This window comes from Massilia sp. CFBP 13721 (assembly GCF_014842025.1).
Lineage (GTDB): Bacteria > Pseudomonadota > Gammaproteobacteria > Burkholderiales > Burkholderiaceae_D > Telluria.
The window spans coordinates 142,204-159,128 of record NZ_JACYUY010000013.1 but is presented as its reverse complement, the minus strand read 5'-3'; the positions used below and the strand labels follow the sequence as shown (position 1 = coordinate 159,128).

Sequence of the window (16,925 nt, the reverse complement as noted above, 5' to 3'; positions counted from 1 at the left end):
GTCATCAAAAATAATGGCCTTGGCTGGCCAGGACTGCGCACGTCTCGATAGTGGGTTCTTTCACGTTACGGGTCTGATCCGATCGTGCAAAAAAGCCCGCTGCGGATTGCTCCGAGCGGGCTTTTTATTAATGCCTCAAGCTCAGGCCGCGACCATCTCGCCAGTTTCCGAGCACAGCTTCAGGTTCGCATGCTTGGGTGCGAAGTGCAGCAGCTCCTTGCGCTCTTCCAGCAGCGCGAACACGGCGTCTTTCGACAGCACGTACTGGTCGAGCAGCGTGTCCTTGATCGACTCGATCAGCGCGCGGTAGTCGCGCATCGCGCCCAGCGTGTAGCTGTAGAGTTCATCGGCCTTCGCTTCCATCTGGCGCAGTGTGTGCTCGCCGCTGGCGTCGTTCTGCAGCTGGCTGTAGTCGATTTTCGAGCGCGAATACATCGACAGGCGGTTGACCATCAGGTTGAGCATCTTGGTGACTTTTTCGATGTCGTTCTGGGCGCCGACCGAAATGCCGCGGGCGCCGTAGAACAGCTCTTCGGCCGCCATGCCGCCGTACAGGCCGACGACGTCGCGTTCGAGTTCTTCCAGCGTGCGCAGCGACATGTCGTCACCCGATTGCAGCACGTAGCCGAGAGCGCCGATCTTCGACACCGCTTCGGTCGAAATTTTGAGCAGGTGCGACTTTTCCTTGACCTCTTCCAGCGACAGGCCGGCGCGCAGGTGCGGATCGATCTGCATGAAGAAGTGGCCCAGTTCGTGCAGGGCGATGCGCTCGCGCTGCTTGTGCTTTTCGGCGGTGGTGGCACGGTCGGTCAGGCCGATGGTGGCGCGCTCGTAGGCGCGGAACAGCAGGTCGGTATTGATGATCGTCTTTTCCTGGATCGACAGCATCGAGGCGCGTTCGACCACGGTTTCCAGCAGCGCCGGGCTCAGGTTCTGGGTGATCTCGGCCACCTGGTCGAGGTCGAGGTCGTTGTAGTCGACCAGGCCTTCCTTTTTGCGCGACAGGAAACTACGCAGCAGTTCGCGCCGCTCGCCCTTGTTCGGCAGGCGGAAGTTGATTTTCACCGAGAAGCGGCGCAGCATCGCTTCGTCCATCTCGGTCGAGGCATCGTCGAAGTTCGAGGCGATGACCCAGATCACGCCCGATCCCTTGTCGCTTTTGACGCCATCGAGCAGGCCGAGCAGGGTGTTGGCGGTATCGTCTTCCCACTTCTTTTCGCTGCGGCCGCGCGGCATGAACAGGCTCTGGCCTTCGTCGAGGAAGATGATGCATTTGCCTTTGGCGCACGCCTTGCGGTACAGCGCGTTCAGGGCTTTCGAGCCGCCGCCGACATAACCCGATTCCAGTGCCGAACCCGAGGCCGAGATCAGCGGCAGGTTCAGGCGCTTGGCCAGGTAGCCCACCAGCTTGGTTTTACCGGTACCGGCAGGCCCGGTCAGCATCACGTTGAACGGCTTGTCGATGTTGTGCGATGCGTATTCGTCGCGGTTGCGGATCATGTCTTCCAGGTGCAGCACTTCCTGCTTGATGTCGTCCATGCCGATCAGGTCGTCCATGCTGCCCTTGAGCTTGTCCGGCATGATCATGGTCGAACTCGCACCCATGCCCGGGATGCCGAACTTCAGGCAGTACAGGATCAACAGCAGCAAGACGATTTCGAAGGCATGGCGCTTGAGGAAATCGCCGGCATGCGCACCCATCGAGCCGCCTTCGTCGAGCACGGCTTCATGCGACGCCAGGAACTCGTCCTTGGCGATCGAATACGGGATCGCGTTCTTGAGCAGCACTTCGCGCTCGAGCGACAGGTGCGAGGTGCTCGGCACCTTGACCACGTGCAGTTCGGGCGCGTTCTTGAACTTGAAGACGTAGCGTGGCGACTCCGACAGCGGCTTGGCCACCATCAGGTAATCAAGCTTGTCCTTCTGGCCTGCCAGGCGGGTGATTTCAGAAATGTCTTGCGAATGAATGACCGGGCTCGGGTCTTGCGGTGCGTCAGCCGAGTAAATGGCCAGGCCGGTGAGCGCGCCCAGCAGGACGGCGGCGGCGATGCGCACATAAACATTCTTAAAGGCAATCTGAAGTCGGGCAAAGTTGGGCATGTTCGAAACTTTACAAATAGGTGAATGCGCAGATGAGACAGTGCAGACAGCGGTGCCGTTCCGGATGACGCTGGCGGAAAGGCGGCGGCTCTTGAGGGCCGGTTGGTGATCAGGAACGAATACGGGAACACATGCGCAAAACATATGTGTTCATCATCGTTTTGATGCCGTTAGGCAATAGGGATAGGGAGACTATACCCGTAAAGAAAACGCAGATGTATACGCCACGCTTAAAATTTCTTGATCTCTGTCATAGCTGGAAAACCTGACAATGCTATTCGTTGCAGGCTTGGCAAAAAAGGTGGCTGTAAGCTTGGCATTTATGAAAAACAGTTAGTACTGTTTCAAGAGAAGGGCATCAAAGGATTGGCGTTCTGATAAGGCCAGGTTGGCGCGCTGTCGCTTTTCTTTCACACGTCACCCGGCGCTTGCCGCAAGGCCGTTTTCTACCCGAATCGAACGGCGTGGTATTTCAGCGCTTTGCTATGCTTTGCGCATTGCGTCGCATGTAACAGCGACGCCTGCGGCGCCCTCTTCCGTTTCTCCGACCGGTAGGCTTGCAAGGAAGGAAGCATCGTGAACAGATTCGCACTCGCAGCAGCGCTCGCCATTGGGCTGAGCGGCATCGCCCAGGCGAAGGTCATCGAGCTGGTCCCTCAGGCTGTGCCGGGCACCCAGCCGGGCATCTTGCCAGTACATGCGCAGGCTGCAGCGGCGCCGGCGCCCGACGCGTTCTCGCTACCGTCGGGCATCTCCGAATTACCGGAGCCGGAAGTCTTCGCCATGATGCTGGTTGGCCTGGTCTTGCTGGGCTACCGGGCGCGGCGCGACAGCCGCGAGAAGTTCAAGTAAGCCGCTGGCGCTCACGCGCCGGGCGGCACCGACGCGGGCTCGCTGCAGAGCGCATACAGCTTGCACAAGGTATTCCAGTTGCGCGCAGTGGTGTTGTCGCCCAATTGCTTGCCGAGGGCGCCGGCGGCGGCGCTGGCCAGCACGCCTTCCGGGCACCAGACATAGGCGGCGCGCTGGCCGAGCGCCAGCGCCTCGCTGCCCCAGCTGCGTTCGCACAGCGGGGCCACACCCGTGCGCATGGCGGCATCGCCCAGGATGAACACCAGCAGGCGCGCATGGTCGGTCGCCTGCGCCAGCAAGGTGTTTTCGGCCAGCACGGCAGCTAGCTCCTCGCCGCTGAGCACCATGACGCGCGCCGCCACGCCCAGCTTCAGCACCATCTGCTCTTCGATCGCGGCTGCGGCGGCACCAGGCTCGATGCCGTCGGCCGCGAACACGAGGTTGCCACTGTTGAGGACGCTACGGACGTCGCGATAGCCGAGCTCGACGAGTAGCTTGCGCAAATCGGCCATGGCCACGCGCTTGGCGCGGCCGACGTTGATCCCGCGGATCAGGGCAATGTAGCGTTGGCTTGTCATGCGGCCATGTTACCCCTTGGGTGAGCCGAGGAGCAAATGCTTACTTGAATGCTTATTTCGATGCTTACTTGATCAAGCCTTCGGCGCGCAGTGCCTGCTGCACGGCCGGACGCGCCCCGATGCGGGCGCGGTACGCGCCCAGCACCGGCCAGGCGGCCAGGTCCAGCTTGACGACATCGGCCCAGCCAAGCGCCGTGAACAGATAGGCGTCGGCGACGCTGAAGCCGCCTTCCAGGTAGTCACCGTTACCCAGCTGCGCCGCCACGTATTCCAGGCGCACGGCCAGGATCTTGCGCGCATGGGCTTTCATGTCGTCGCTTGCCGCCGGGTTGAAGAAGGCGTTGAAATTCTTGTGCAGTTCCGACGAGATAAAGCTCAACCACGAAATGATTTTATAGCGAGCGGCATCCCCTACCGGCGGTAACAAGCCCGCACCTGGCGCCAGGTCGGCCAGGAACTGGACGATGGCCGGGCCTTCGGTCAGCACGCTGCCGTCGTCCAGCGCCAGCGCCGGCACATAGCCTTTCGGATTGATGGCGCGGAAATCCGCACCGCCTGCCGTCAGCTTTGCGCGCAGGTCGACGCGCTCGGCGCTGAAATCCAGCCCCGCTTCGAGCAGGACGATGTGGGGAGAAAGCGAGCAGGCGCCGGGGCTGAAATACAGTTTCATGGGTGTCCTTGATCTGATTAGAAAATACGCCAGGCATGCACAACTGACATGTCCGGCGAAGCACGGCGAGCATACAATACCCGGCGCCGGATTGCTCCGGACGGGCGCAAGCGGGCCTGGCAGACTGCCGCATAACCGGTGGGATCAGGGACGGAAGCGAAGAGGAAAGAGGACAGCGGACGGAAACGACAACGCATCCGGCAGGCCAAACGCCAGCGGACGCGCAAACGAAAAAGGCAGCGTGCGCAGCGTCGCTCAGGACGCCGGGCCGCTGCCTGGCATTACCGGGGGCATGGCAGTGAAACCTGCCACGCCGCCGGCATTAGTGCGCATAGTTGCCGGACGACGAAGGGGTGGCCTCGTTGTTCTGCGCTGGCTGCTGCTGGGCTGCTGCCGCGGCGGCCGCTGCTGCCTTCTCTTCTGGCTTCGGACGGCCCTGGGCATCGGACAGGCGGTATTTGGTACGGCGATCGCCCATCAGGTCGCGCAGGTCGCGAATGCTCATGCCGGTGACTTCGTGCATGCGGATCAACAGCGAGGCGCCGACCGGCAGGCGGTGGTGGCGGATCTTGCTGATGACAGGTGGCGCCACCTCGAGCATGCGCGACAGGGCCGCGTCATTTTTCAGCTGCATCTTGCCCAGCAAGATGTCGAGCAGGTGGTTCGGGTTGTAGCTTTCCTGTGATGACAAAGCATGGTGTGCCATGATGGTTTACCTCGTAAAGTGAATAAAATAGTTCCGTTACGAACTTTTGAAAACGACGTGCTTTCGTCAACATAAGTTCCCGGACATGCTTTTCAGCCGTGATTCCGAACAAAGTCTGCAGAACAAGTCTGAGTCCTGGCTTAAAAACAATGCCGGCGTACATGCGTCCTGCTTAACACTCCCCAAACGCACTTGTCTTTCAAACAAATTATCAGACTCTTACGAACCCAATGTGTGCGTCCTGAGCACATGACTCATTGTTCGAAATCAAGCTATCGTGTGGAAAGCTTGTCACATAAGCATTTCAACACATGGAGATAATTTGTGGCGCACGCAAGAGATTTTTTTTAGTAATTTGTGTAAAAGAATTTGAGGCGAAGGTCTTGATTTACAACAGGAAATATATTGAGCAAACCCAGCCTGTGCCGTGCTTGCGGCGATTTGATTCCTAAACGCAATTTAACAATCTGAATATAATGACAATCGATTCAAAGCAAGCAACGTTTGATTCCTCGATGCACTGAATATGGCACATGCATAAGCCGTTTTTGGGTAAGCAGCCCCGAATTACGGTAAACTGGCTTGTCGCCTTGTCACGGTCTCCGCCCTTCCTTTCCCACCAGCACTCATGCAGAAAAAAGTATTTATCAAAACCTTTGGTTGCCAGATGAACGAGTACGACTCGGACAAGATGGCAGACGTCCTCGGCGCTTCCGATGGACTCGTGCGTACCGACACGCCCGACGATGCCGACGTCATTCTCTTTAACACGTGTTCGGTGCGCGAGAAGGCACAGGAAAAAGTATTTTCCGACCTCGGCCGCCTGCGCGCCTTGAAACGCGAGCGTCCCGACCTCATTATTGGTGTAGGTGGATGCGTCGCTTCGCAAGAAGGCGAAGCGATCGTCAAGCGCGCGCCACATGTCGACATGGTATTCGGGCCGCAAACCCTGCACCGCCTGCCGCAGATGATCCGCGAGCGCCGCCATACGGGTACCGCGCAGGTCGACATCAGCTTCCCGGAAATCGAGAAGTTCGATCATTTACCGCCAGCCAAGATCGACGGCCCGGTGGCCTATGTCTCGATCATGGAAGGCTGCAGCAAGTATTGCAGTTACTGCGTGGTGCCATACACCCGCGGCGAGGAAGTATCGCGCCGTTTCGAAGACGTGCTGACGGAAGTGGCTGGCCTGGCGGCCCAGGGCGTGAAGGAAATCATGCTGCTCGGCCAGAACGTGAACGCCTTCCGTGGCCAGATGGAAAACGGAGACGTTGCCGACTTTGCCTTGCTGCTCGAATACATTGCCGATATTCCCGGCATCGAGCGCCTGCGTTTCGTTACCAGCCATCCGAAAGAATTTACCCAGCGCCTGATCGACGCTTACGCCAAGATCCCGCAACTGGTGAACCACCTGTATTTGCCGGTGCAGCACGGCTCCGACCGCATCCTCGGCGCCATGAAGCGCGGGTATACGGGTCTGGAGTACAAATCGATCATTCGCCGCATTCGTGCGGTACGGCCCGACATCGCGATCTCGTCGGACTTCATCGTGGGTTTCCCTGGCGAAACCGATGCCGATTTCGAGGCCATGATGAAGCTGGTGCAGGACGTCGGCTTCGATAACAGTTTCAGTTTTATTTTCAGCAAGCGCCCCGGCACGCCGGCCGCGAACCTGGAAGACGATACCCCGCACGAGGTCAAGCTGGCGCGCCTGCAACGCCTGCAAGCCCTGATCGATGCCAACACGCGCAAGTACAGCGCGGCAATGGTCGGCACGGTCCAGCGTGTGCTGGTGGAGGGGCCGTCGAAGAAGGATCCGTCTGAATTGCAAGGCCGCACCGAGAGCAACCGGGTGGTCATTTTCGCTCCAGGCGCCGCGGGCAATGCACTGGTCGGCCAGCTGGTCGATGTACGCGTTACCGAAAGCCTGGATTATTCATTGCGCGGCGAACTCGTCGCCAATCTCGATACGATTGCCATAGCCAGTTGAAAACACAACCATCATTGCCGTCTTATTTCATTCCTGAGCCGCTCGATAACACGCGGCTTGCCCACCTGTGCGGTCCGCTCGACGAAAACCTGCGCCAGATCGGTGCGGCGCTCGACGTGACCATTTTCCGCCGCGGCGAGAAATTCATCGTCACCGGCGCCAATGCCGAACGCGCCGTCGAATTGCTGGAACGCTTCTATGCGGTGGCCAACAAGGTCGTGCCGATCGAAGAAGTGCAGCTGGCCCTGGTCGAGCAGCGCGCCGGCCTGCGCCCGACCATTGAAGGGGCCGAGCCGAAAGCCGAGCCTGCACCCGATGCGCCCGAGGAAGGCGCCGACGAATCCGAACTCGTCAGTCCGATGCTCAAAACCCGCCGCAGCGACCTGCGCGGGCGTACCCCGCACCAGATCCAGTATCTGAAAGCGGTGCTCGAGCACGACATCAGCTTCGGCATCGGCCCTGCCGGTACCGGTAAAACCTACCTGGCCGTGGCTTGCGCGGTGGATGCGCTCGAACGCGATGCCGTGAAACGCATCATCCTGACGCGTCCGGCCGTGGAAGCGGGCGAACGCCTTGGCTTCTTGCCGGGCGACATGAGCCAGAAGGTCGACCCCTACCTGCGTCCGCTGTACGACGCGCTGTACGACCTGCTCGGCTTTGACCGCACGCAAAAACTGTTCGAGAAGCAGGTGATCGAGATTGCGCCGCTGGCCTACATGCGCGGCCGCACGCTGAACCACGCGTTCGTGATCCTCGACGAAGCCCAGAACACGACCGTCGAACAAATGAAAATGTTCCTGACGCGTATCGGTTTCGGCAGCAAGGCCGTGGTGACGGGCGACGTCACCCAGGTCGACCTGCATAAAACCCAGCGCAGCGGCCTGGTCGACGCCATGCACGTGCTGAAAGACGTGCGCGGTATCGCCTTTACGCAATTTTCGAGCGCCGACGTGGTACGCCATCCGCTGGTGGGCCGCATCGTCGATGCTTACGAAAAATCGAACGCCGTCCAGGAAATGGGCGCCTTGCCAAAACCAACCCCAGTTCGCAATGCAAGAAAAAAACCATCCGCTTGACCTCGACGTCCAGTACCCGGACGCCCGCCTCGAAGCCTCGATCACTCCGGAACTGGTCGAGCGCTGGGTGCGCGCCACCCTGCTCGGCCCGGCCGAGCTGACCGTCCGCTTCGTTGACAGTACCGAGGGGCAAGTCCTGAACCGCGATTATCGCGGCAAGGACTATGCGACCAACGTGCTGACTTTTGCCTATAACGAAGGCGAAGAGCTGGCGGAGGATGAGCCGACCCAGGCCGACATCATCCTGTGCACGGACGTGCTGCAGCGCGAAGCCGACGAACAGAAGAAGACGGTCGAGGAACACGCGGCGCACCTGGTGGTGCATGGCGTGCTGCATGCCCAGGGGTATGACCATGAGCATGACGAGGAAGCGGAGGAGATGGAGCAGTTCGAGCGCGACATCATGGAAGTGCTCGGCTATCCGGATCCGTACGCAACGGAATAACCCGACGGTCTCGATGCACGAATGGTGCGCCGGCGCAGGTGGTTGATCACCGCGCCGGCGTTTTCGTTTACGTCTTTAATTGCTCGCCAATCGGCAACCTGCGAATCCGCTTGCCGGTCGCCGCAAACACGGCATTCGTCAGCGCCGGCGCAATGCCGGCCGTGCCCGGCTCACCGATGCCGCCCGGCTCATCCTTGCTGGTGACGATGTGCACTTCGACCCTGGGCGCCTCGTTGATGCGCATCATGCGGTAATCACCAAAGTTGGTTTGCTGCACCCGCCCCTTCTCCAGGGTGATTTCGTTCCACAGCGCCGCCGTGGCGCCGAACACGATGCCGCCTTCCATCTGGGCGACGATGGTGTCGGGATTGATGGCCTGGCCACAATCGACCGCGCAGACGACGCGGTGCACGCGCACGTCGCCGTCCGGCCCGACCGAGACTTCCGCCACCTGCGCCATGTAGCTGCCGAAGGCAAACTGGGTCGAGACACCACGGCCGACCTTGCGCCCGGCGATCGGCGCCAGCGGCTTGCCCCAGCCCGCCTTTTGCGCCGCCAGGTTCAGTACACCCAGCGTGCGCGGCGATTTATCCAGTAAGGCGCGGCGGAATGCGACCGGGTCCTGTTTCGCGGCTTGCGCCAGCTCGTCGATAAAACTTTCCACCACGAATACGTTATGGGTCGGGCCAACGCCGCGCCAGAAAGCCGTCGGCACGCCTGCCGGTTCATGGCGCACGTATTCGACGCGCATGTCGGGAATCGTGTACTGCAAATCGGCCGCGCCCTCGACCGCATCCGGGTCGACGCCATTCTTGACCGCCGGCGGTGCGAAGCGCGCCATGATGGACGAGCCCGTCACGCGGTGGAACCAGGCTGCGACCCGGCCCTTGTCGTCCAGGCGCGCCGCCAGGCGGTCGACGTAATACGGACGGAACATGTCGTGCTGGATATCTTCTTCGCGGGTCCAGATGAACTTCACCGGTCCCTTGGTCAGTTTCGCAAAGGCCACCGCCTGGATCACGTAATCGACTTCGAGACGCCGCCCGAACCCGCCGCCAATATAGTAATTGTGGACCTTGACCTTCTCGACCGGGATGCCGGCCACCTTGGCCGCCGCACCCTGCACCAGCGCCGGCACCTGGGTGCCGACCCAGAGGTCGCAGCCGTCGGCGCGTAAATCGACCGTGCAATTCATCGGTTCCATGGTCGCGTGGGCAAGGAAGGGCATTTCATAGACGGCCTCGATCTTGCGGCCACCCGCCTGGTCCAGCGCCTTGACGGCGTCGCCGGCGTTCTTTGTCACCGCACCCGTGCCTTCCGACACTTTCATCATGTCGCCGACGATGCCGGCCAGCGACACGTTACCGTTGGCGCCATCGTCCCAGCGTGGCGCAGCTGCCGCCAGGCCCTGCTTGGCGGCCCAGAAATGGTCGGCCACGACCGCCACCGCGCCCTCCAGGCGCAGCACCTGGCGCACGCCTTTGACAGCCATCGCTTTCGCTTCGTCCACACCGGCCAGCTTGCCGCCGGTGACCGGCGAAGCGGCGACGGCGGCGATGCCCATGTTCGGCAGGCGCGCATCGATGCCGAACAGCGCTTCGCCATTGGTTTTAGAGGCCGAATCGAGGCGCCGCATCGATTTGCCGATCAGCACATACTGATCCGGCGTTTTCAACTTGACGTTCTTCGGCAATTCCATCTTCGAGGCCGCGTCGACCAGCTCGCCGAAATGGGCGGAGCGGCCGGAAGCCTGGTGGCGCACTGAACCGGCCACCACTTGCAGCTCGTTGGTATCGACATTCCAGTTTTTCGCGGCGGCCTGCACCAGCACGCTGCGCACCATGGCGCCCGCTTCGCGCAGCGGCTTCCAGGCGCCGCGCACCGAGGTCGAGCCGCCGGTCACCTGGCCGCCGAGCAGCGGATCGGCATACAGTTCGTTATTGGCCGGCGCCTGCTCCAGTTTCACTTTAGATAGATCGGCGCCCAGTTCCTCGGCCAGCAGCATCGGCATCGAGGTGAACGTGCCCTGCCCCATCTCCACCTTGTGGATGACCAGGGTGACGATGCCGGCGCGGTCGATGCGGATAAAGGCGTCGCGCGCCAGGCCCGGCGGGGTATCGGAATGCTCGGTCGAGGCCTGGCCGACCGCCTTTTCGGGCGGCGCCTCCTTGCGGTCGCCGTCCTTGCTGCAGCCGAACAGCGAGAAACCGAACAGCAGGCCGCCGCCGGCGGTCGCCCCGAGTTGCATGAATCGGCGTCGGGAATTGGGTACTTTATGTTGGCTCATGTGGGAACCTTATTTGCTGGCGGCGATCTTGATCGCCTGGCGGATGCGTCCATAAGTGCCGCAGCGGCAGATGTTGCCGGACATCGCATTGTCGATGTCGGTATCGCTCGGCTTCGGCGTAGTTTGCAGCAAGGCGGTCGCCGACATGATCTGGCCGGACTGGCAATAGCCGCACTGCACGACGTCGATCTGGCGCCAGGCGTCCTGCACCTTGGCGCCGACCGGGTCCTGGCCGATGGCTTCGATGGTGACGATTTTCTTGCCCACCGCGCTGGATACCGGCGTCACGCACGAACGGATCGGCTGGCCGTCGAGGTGGACGGTGCAGGCCCCACACAGGGCCTGGCCACAGCCGAACTTGGTGCCGGTCAGGCCGGCGACGTCGCGCAGCACCCATAACAGGGGCATGTCGTCGGGCACGTCGAGGTTCGTGGTACTGCCGTTGATGGTGAGCGCGGGCATGCTGTTTCCTTTGTTATTTGACCAATTGAAACATGATAAATCAAGCTTGCCGGGCTTGCTCATGGCAGGACCGCGGCACCTCCCGCGCTCTGGCGGGTCCGCTTTTGGTGTATGCTACGTCCATTGCAACAACGGCTTCACGCCAACTATGCCCGAGTATCCCAGTGACGTCCGATCGGACGCCAAACCCCACCGGTCGCTCTTCGAACGACTGACCGCACTCATCTCCCCTGAGCCAGAAAACCGCACCGAGCTGCTCGAAGTGCTGCACGAAGCACACGAGCGCAACCTGATCGACGCCGACGCCCTGTCGATGATCGAGGGTGTGTTCCAGGTCTCCGACCTGTCGGCGCGCGACATCATGGTGCCCCGTTCCCAGATGGACGTGATCGACATCACTGATCCGATCGAGGAATGGCTGCCGATCGTGCTGCAAACCCAGCACTCGCGCTTCCCCGCCATTGAAGGCGAGCGCGACAAGGTGGTCGGCATCTTGCTGGCCAAGGATTTATTGCGTTATTACACCGAGAAAACCTTCGACGTGCGCGCCATGCTGCGCCCGGCGATCTTCATTCCGGAATCAAAACGCCTGAACGTGCTGCTGCGCGATTTCCGCGCCAACCACAATCACATGGCGATCGTCGTCGACGAGTACAGCGGCGTGGCCGGCCTGATCACGATCGAAGACGTGCTGGAACAGATCGTCGGCGACATCGAGGACGAATACGATTTCGACGAGGAAGAAGACAATGTCCTGTCGGTCAAGGAAGGCCAACTCGGCCCGCGCTGGCGCGTCAAGGCGCTGACAGAAATCGACCAGTTCAACGAAGAAATCGGCGTCGATCTGTCCGAAGACGAGGCCGACACCATCGGCGGCTTCGTTGCCGGCCACCTCGGCCGCATGCCGCACAAGGGTGAGGAATTTACCCTGCGTAATCTGCGCTTCGAAGTGCTGCGCGCCGACGCGCGCCAGATTCACGTTTTGCTGGTCGAAAAGCTGCCCCACGCGCAGCACGCCCGCGACGACGACGCGTGATGCTGCGCCGCCGTCCCGCCAGCGCGCCTGTGCCCGTTGCGCCAACTGTGCGGGGCGCGCGTCCTTCCCTTCGCGAACTCGTGCTGGCCGCCCTGGCCGGCGGCGCTTCCGTCCTCTCGTTCGAACCCTTCGGCTGGTGGCCGCTGCAATTCCTCCTGCTGGCGTACATCTTCTACCGGGTCGGGCTCGGCAACTCCGTCAAACGCGCCACCCTGCTCGGCTGGGCCTTCGGCTTCGGCTGGTCGGTCGGCGCCATGCACTGGCTGTACATCCTGATGACCCGCTTCGCCCACTTGCCGGCGATCCTGGGCGCGCTCGGCATCGTCCTGCTCGGCCTGTACATGGGCCTGTTCGGCGCCATCGCCACCGGCGTCGCCGCCTGGCTGCGGCGGCGCTGGTCGCTGCCGATCGCCGCGTTCGTACTGCTGGTATTGCCGGTGACCTGGGGCGTGTCGGAATGGATGCGCGGCTGGGTGTTTACGGGTTTCCCGTGGTCGGTCTCGGGTTATGCCCACGATACCGCGCCCCTCGCCGGCTTTGCGCCGCTGGTCGGCGTGTACGGCATCGGCATGCTGGTGGCGCTGTGCGGCGGCTGCCTGGTGCTGCTGACCCAGCGTGCCCGGCCGTGGGCGATCGGCTTGCTGGGGGCCGTGCTGGTGTCCGGCTATACATTGCGCCACATCGAATGGACGCATGAGACCGGTGCGCCGATCACGGTGCGCCTGTTACAGGGGAACGTTCCGCAAGACCACAAGTTCGACCAGGCTTTCCTGACCAGTATCCTGCAGCGTTACCACGCGATGATCACGACGGCCCCGGCCGACCTGATCGCCACGCCGGAAACCGCCATCCCGAGCTTCCCGCAGCAATTACCGCCGGGTTACCTGGACAGCTTGCAGCGCTTTGCCAGCAGCAGCGGCAGCACGCTCGCGGTCGGCATCCCGCTACTCGATGGCCCGCGCCAGTACGCCAACAGCGTGATTGCACTGTTGCCGCAACCGGCGCCCTACCGTTACGACAAGGCGCACCTGGTGCCCTTCGGCGAATTCATCCCGCCCGGTTTCCGCTGGTTTACCGACATGCTGAATATTCCGCTGAACGACGCCACGCGCGGCAAGGCGCTGCAGCTGCCGTTCGCCGTCAAGGATCAGCTGGTATTGCCGAACATCTGCTACGAAGACGTGTTCGGCGAAGAGATCGCGTATCAACTGCGCAATGCGCCGCGCCCGGCGACGCTGCTGCTGAACATGTCGAATCTGTCCTGGTACGGCCAGTCGTATGCGATCCCGCAGCACTTGCAGATTTCGCGCATGCGCACGCTGGAAACCGGGCGCCCGATGCTGCGCTCGACCAACGACGGCGCCACCGCCATCATCGACCACCGCGGCCGCGTGCAACAGGCACTGCCCTTCTATACCGAAGGTGTGCTGAGCGCGACCGTGCGCGGCACGACCGGTATGACGCCTTTCATTCGCTTTGGCAGCTACGCCTTCCTGCTGCTGGGCGCGCTGGCATTGCTGGGCGCATGGTTCTCGGGACGCAATTACCGTAAGAAAAAGTCTAATCTCGAATAGCCGGGTTCAATCCGCTCCCAGAGGGGCGCTAAAACCCGCTAGAATTGGTCATTTAGCAAACATACCGTGTTCGCGCCCTGTGCGTGGCGCCATTCAAAGATGCTCACATTCCAACAAATCATCCTGACCTTGCAAACCTACTGGGACAAGCAAGGCTGCGCCCTGCTCCAGCCTTATGACATGGAAGTGGGCGCCGGCACCTTCCACACCGGCACCTTCTTGCGCGCGATCGGCCCGGAGCCGTGGCGCGCCGCCTATGTGCAGCCCTCGCGCCGCCCGAAGGATGGCCGCTATGGCGAGAATCCGAACCGCCTGCAGCATTATTACCAGTATCAGGTGGTATTGAAACCGGCGCCGGAAAACATCCTCGATTTGTACCTCGGCTCGCTCGAAGCGCTGGGACTCGACCTCAAGAAGAACGACGTGCGTTTTGTGGAAGACGACTGGGAAAGCCCGACCCTGGGCGCCTGGGGCCTCGGTTGGGAAGTCTGGCTGAACGGCATGGAAGTCACCCAGTTCACCTATTTCCAGCAAGTCGGCGGCCTCGATTGCAAGCCGGTGCTGGGCGAGATCACCTACGGTATCGAGCGCCTGGCGATGTACCTGCAGGGCGTGGAAAACGTCTACGACCTGGTCTGGACCGAGTGGGAAGAAAACGGCCAAACGAAGAAGCTGTCGTATGGCGACGTGTTCCACCAGAACGAAGTCGAGCAGTCGACCTACAACTTCGAGCACGCCAATACGGAATTGCTGTTCCAGGCCTTCGCCAACCACGAGTCGGAAGCCAAGCGCCTGATCGAACTGGAACTGACGCTGCCGGCCTACGAGCAGATCATGAAGGCATCGCACAGCTTCAACATGCTCGATGCGCGTGGCGCCATTTCCGTGACCGAGCGCGCCGCCTACATCGGCCGCGTGCGCACGCTCTCGCGCCTGGTGGCCCAGGCCTATTACGACTCGCGCGAGAAGCTCGGCTTCCCGATGGCGCCGAATGCAGCCCAAGCTGCCCAAGCCGCTGCCTGAGCCCCGGAACAGACAAGAACAGAACCCATGAATCAAACACTACTCGTCGAACTGCAGACCGAAGAACTGCCACCGAAAGCACTGGTCAAACTGGGCGCGGCCTTTGCCGCCGGCATCGCCAATGGACTCAAGGCGCGCGACTTCCTGGAGCTTGATAGCGTCGTCACGCCCTACGCCACGCCGCGCCGCCTGGCGGTGTCGATCACCAATGTGCGCGCCACCTCGCCCGATAAATCGATCCGCGAAAAGGTGCTGCCGGTCTCGGTCGCGCTGGACAAGGAAGGCAAGCCGAGCGCGCCGCTCGCCAAAAAGCTGGCCGCCCTCGGTTTCCCCGACCTGAACATCGCCGACCTCGAACGCGCCCAGGACGGCAAGGCGGAAAGCTTCTTCTACACTTACACCGCCCCCGGCAGTGCGCTGGCCGGCGGCCTGCAGGACGTGCTGGGCGAGACCGTCGCCAAGCTGCCGATCCCGAAGGTCATGAGCTACCAGCGCCCGGACGGCGCCACCGTGCAATTCGTGCGCCCGGTGCACCTGCTGCTGGCGCTGCATGGCGACGCCGTGCTGCCGCTGTCGCTGCTTGGCCTGCAAGCCGGCCGCGAGACCGTGGGCCACCGCTTCCTGTCCCATGGCGGCGCGATCACCGTGGCGCACGCCGACCAGTATGCAAGCGTGCTGGAAAACGAAGGCAAGGTGCTGTCCTCTGCCGAAGCGCGCAAGGAAAGCATCCGCGCCCAGCTGCTCGAAAAAGCCGGCGCCGACCAGGTCTTGATGCCGGAATCGCTGCTCGACGAAGTCGCGGCCCTGGTCGAATGGCCAGTGGTGTACGAATGCCGTTTCGAGGAGACCTTCCTGTCGGTGCCGCAGGAATGCCTGATCCTCACCATGCAGACGAACCAGAAGTATTTCGCGCTGACTGATAGCGAAAGCAAGCTGCGTTCGCGCTTCCTGATCGTCTCGAACATCGAAACAAGCGATCCGCAGCACATCGTCGGCGGCAACGAGCGCGTGGTGCGCCCACGCCTGTCGGACGCCAAGTTCTTCTTCGAGCAGGACAAGAAGAAGACGCTGGAATCGCGCCTGCCGCAACTGGCGAATGTCGTCTACCACAACAGGCTCGGCACGCAAGCGGAACGCACCGAACGCGTGACGCAGCTGGCCGGCGCCATCGCCAAACGCCTCGGTTACGACGTATCTCTGGCCGAACGCGGCGCGCGCCTGGCGAAAGCCGACCTCTTGACCGACATGGTCGGCGAGTTCCCCGAGCTGCAAGGCATCATGGGCACGTATTACGCGCGCCACGATGGCGAGCACGATGAAGTCGCGCTGGCCGCCTCCGAGCATTATCAACCGCGCTTTGCCGGCGACAAGCTGCCGTCGACGAACACGGGCCTGGTGGTCGCGCTGGCCGACAAGCTGGAAACCCTGGTCGGCATCTGGGCCATCGGCCTGCAACCGACCGGTGAAAAAGATCCGTTCGCGCTGCGCCGCCATGCATTGGGCGTGATGCGCATGCTGGTCGAGAAGCGTCTGCCGTTGTCGCTGTCCGAGCTGCTGGCGGATGCCGTCGGCGTGTTCGCTGGCCAGGCAGCATTCAAGGATCCGTCCACTGAAGTGAAAGCCTTCATGCTCGATCGCCTGCGCGGCATGCTGCGCGAGCGCGGTTTCACGCCGAACGAAGTCGAAGCGGTGCTGGCCCAGAATCCGGACCGCGTCGACGACGTCGTCGGGCGCCTGGAAGCGGTGCAGGCATTCGCCGCGCTGCCGGAGAGCGTCTCGCTGGCCGCGGCCAACAAGCGTATTACGAACATCCTGAAAAAGAACGAAGGCGCCTTGCCGCAGGATGCATCGATCAATGCCGAACTGCTGGTGGAACCGGCCGAGGCCGCGTTGGCGACGAAAATGAAGCTGCTTGAATCAGATGTCGCCAGCGCGTTTGCAAGTGGCGACTTCACCGGCGCCTTGAAAACGCTGGCGCTGATGAAGGACGAAGTGGACGCCTTCTTCAACGACGTGATGGTGATGGCCGAGGACGAGGCGCTGCGCAACAACCGCCTGGCGCTGCTATCCTCCTTGCACGGCATGATGAACCGCGTCGCCGACATCTCCAAGCTGGCGGCGTAAAG

Annotated in this window: 14 protein-coding genes; 8 read left to right on the top strand and 6 right to left on the bottom strand. The window is 61.9% G+C overall.

The features are described 5' to 3' along the window. Window positions 1-141 precede the first annotated feature (141 nt). The gene (locus IFT60_RS14565; RefSeq protein WP_192052694.1) at window positions 142-2,100 is read right to left on the bottom strand and encodes an AAA family ATPase; all 1,959 of its coding nucleotides are present in this window, start codon (window positions 2,098-2,100) and stop codon (window positions 142-144) included. A 576-nt stretch (window positions 2,101-2,676) separates the two neighbouring features. On the opposite strand from IFT60_RS14565, the gene IFT60_RS14560 reads away from it, so the two are divergent. After that, complete coding sequence (locus tag IFT60_RS14560; RefSeq protein WP_192052693.1) at window positions 2,677-2,952, top strand: PEP-CTERM sorting domain-containing protein; 276 nt, start codon at window positions 2,677-2,679, stop codon at window positions 2,950-2,952. A gap of 11 nt (window positions 2,953-2,963) precedes the next feature. On the opposite strand, the gene IFT60_RS14555 is transcribed toward IFT60_RS14560, so the two are convergent. From IFT60_RS14555 to IFT60_RS14545, 3 genes are all read right to left on the bottom strand, one after another. Continuing rightward, entirely contained in the window at window positions 2,964-3,530 is a 567-nt protein-coding gene (locus IFT60_RS14555) for a DUF1697 domain-containing protein (protein WP_192052692.1), read from the bottom strand. 64 nt (window positions 3,531-3,594) lie between these two features. Further along, window positions 3,595-4,200: a glutathione transferase GstA gene (gene gstA, locus IFT60_RS14550; RefSeq protein WP_192052691.1), complete on the bottom strand. Its 606-nt coding sequence runs from the start codon at window positions 4,198-4,200 to the stop codon at window positions 3,595-3,597. Window positions 4,201-4,522: 322 nt separating this feature from the next. After that, window positions 4,523-4,906, bottom strand: a complete 384-nt coding sequence (locus tag IFT60_RS14545; protein WP_192052690.1) for a hypothetical protein — start codon at window positions 4,904-4,906, stop codon at window positions 4,523-4,525. A 628-nt stretch (window positions 4,907-5,534) separates the two neighbouring features. Here IFT60_RS14545 and miaB point away from each other — a divergent pair. Genes miaB through ybeY form a run of 3 tightly spaced genes read left to right on the top strand, consistent with a single transcriptional unit; the run spans window position 5,535 to window position 8,417 of the window. Then, window positions 5,535-6,896 carry a tRNA (N6-isopentenyl adenosine(37)-C2)-methylthiotransferase MiaB gene (gene miaB, locus IFT60_RS14540; RefSeq protein WP_192052689.1) on the top strand — a complete coding sequence of 454 codons (1,362 nt, stop codon included), beginning with the start codon at window positions 5,535-5,537 and terminating at the stop codon, window positions 6,894-6,896. Beyond that, window positions 6,893-7,972, top strand: coding sequence for a PhoH family protein (locus IFT60_RS14535; RefSeq protein WP_192052688.1), 1,080 nt, complete (start codon window positions 6,893-6,895; stop codon window positions 7,970-7,972). Before miaB ends, IFT60_RS14535 begins: the two co-directional genes overlap by 4 nt. Next, complete coding sequence (gene ybeY, locus IFT60_RS14530) at window positions 7,947-8,417, top strand: rRNA maturation RNase YbeY (RefSeq protein ID WP_192052687.1); 471 nt, start codon at window positions 7,947-7,949, stop codon at window positions 8,415-8,417. The genes IFT60_RS14535 and ybeY overlap by 26 nt, the downstream gene beginning before the upstream one ends. Window positions 8,418-8,484: 67 nt before the next feature. Here ybeY and IFT60_RS14525 read toward each other — a convergent pair whose 3' ends face one another. Both IFT60_RS14525 and IFT60_RS14520 read right to left on the bottom strand, forming a co-directional pair. Beyond that, window positions 8,485-10,704, bottom strand: a complete 2,220-nt coding sequence (locus IFT60_RS14525; protein ID WP_192052686.1) for a xanthine dehydrogenase family protein molybdopterin-binding subunit — start codon at window positions 10,702-10,704, stop codon at window positions 8,485-8,487. Between the two features lie 9 nt (window positions 10,705-10,713). Further along, the gene (locus tag IFT60_RS14520) at window positions 10,714-11,166 is read right to left on the bottom strand and encodes a (2Fe-2S)-binding protein (protein ID WP_192052685.1); all 453 of its coding nucleotides are present in this window, start codon (window positions 11,164-11,166) and stop codon (window positions 10,714-10,716) included. 148 nt (window positions 11,167-11,314) lie between these two features. On the opposite strand from IFT60_RS14520, the gene IFT60_RS14515 reads away from it, so the two are divergent. From IFT60_RS14515 to glyS, 4 genes are all read left to right on the top strand, one after another. After that, window positions 11,315-12,202 (top strand): CorC family transporter, encoded by an 888-nt coding sequence (locus tag IFT60_RS14515; protein ID WP_192052684.1) that lies wholly within the window; start codon window positions 11,315-11,317, stop codon window positions 12,200-12,202. Then, window positions 12,202-13,776, top strand: coding sequence for an apolipoprotein N-acyltransferase (gene lnt, locus IFT60_RS14510; RefSeq protein WP_192052717.1), 1,575 nt, complete (start codon window positions 12,202-12,204; stop codon window positions 13,774-13,776). The genes IFT60_RS14515 and lnt overlap by 1 nt, the downstream gene beginning before the upstream one ends. Before the next feature lie 99 nt (window positions 13,777-13,875). Further along, window positions 13,876-14,799 (top strand): glycine--tRNA ligase subunit alpha, encoded by a 924-nt coding sequence (gene glyQ / locus IFT60_RS14505; RefSeq protein ID WP_192052683.1) that lies wholly within the window; start codon window positions 13,876-13,878, stop codon window positions 14,797-14,799. Between the two features lie 27 nt (window positions 14,800-14,826). Further along, complete coding sequence (glyS, locus tag IFT60_RS14500; protein WP_192052682.1) at window positions 14,827-16,923, top strand: glycine--tRNA ligase subunit beta; 2,097 nt, start codon at window positions 14,827-14,829, stop codon at window positions 16,921-16,923. Window positions 16,924-16,925: the final 2 nt, after the last annotated feature.

What these genes read in the sequence shown, in the direction of transcription:
- IFT60_RS14565 (WP_192052694.1), bottom strand. Translation starts at nt 2,100, where the DNA reads ATGCCCAACTTTGCCCGACTTCAGATTGCCTTTAAGAATGTTTATGTG.
- IFT60_RS14555 (WP_192052692.1), bottom strand. Translation starts at nt 3,530, where the DNA reads ATGACAAGCCAACGCTACATTGCCCTGATCCGCGGGATCAACGTCGGC.
- gstA (WP_192052691.1), bottom strand. Translation starts at nt 4,200, where the DNA reads ATGAAACTGTATTTCAGCCCCGGCGCCTGCTCGCTTTCTCCCCACATC.
- IFT60_RS14545 (WP_192052690.1), bottom strand. Translation starts at nt 4,906, where the DNA reads ATGGCACACCATGCTTTGTCATCACAGGAAAGCTACAACCCGAACCAC.
- miaB (WP_192052689.1), top strand. Translation starts at nt 5,535, where the DNA reads ATGCAGAAAAAAGTATTTATCAAAACCTTTGGTTGCCAGATGAACGAG.
- ybeY (WP_192052687.1), top strand. Translation starts at nt 7,947, where the DNA reads ATGCAAGAAAAAAACCATCCGCTTGACCTCGACGTCCAGTACCCGGAC.
- IFT60_RS14525 (WP_192052686.1), bottom strand. Translation starts at nt 10,704, where the DNA reads ATGAGCCAACATAAAGTACCCAATTCCCGACGCCGATTCATGCAACTC.
- IFT60_RS14520 (WP_192052685.1), bottom strand. Translation starts at nt 11,166, where the DNA reads ATGCCCGCGCTCACCATCAACGGCAGTACCACGAACCTCGACGTGCCC.
- IFT60_RS14515 (WP_192052684.1), top strand. Translation starts at nt 11,315, where the DNA reads ATGCCCGAGTATCCCAGTGACGTCCGATCGGACGCCAAACCCCACCGG.
- lnt (WP_192052717.1), top strand. Translation starts at nt 12,202, where the DNA reads ATGCTGCGCCGCCGTCCCGCCAGCGCGCCTGTGCCCGTTGCGCCAACT.
- glyQ (WP_192052683.1), top strand. Translation starts at nt 13,876, where the DNA reads ATGCTCACATTCCAACAAATCATCCTGACCTTGCAAACCTACTGGGAC.
- glyS (WP_192052682.1), top strand. Translation starts at nt 14,827, where the DNA reads ATGAATCAAACACTACTCGTCGAACTGCAGACCGAAGAACTGCCACCG.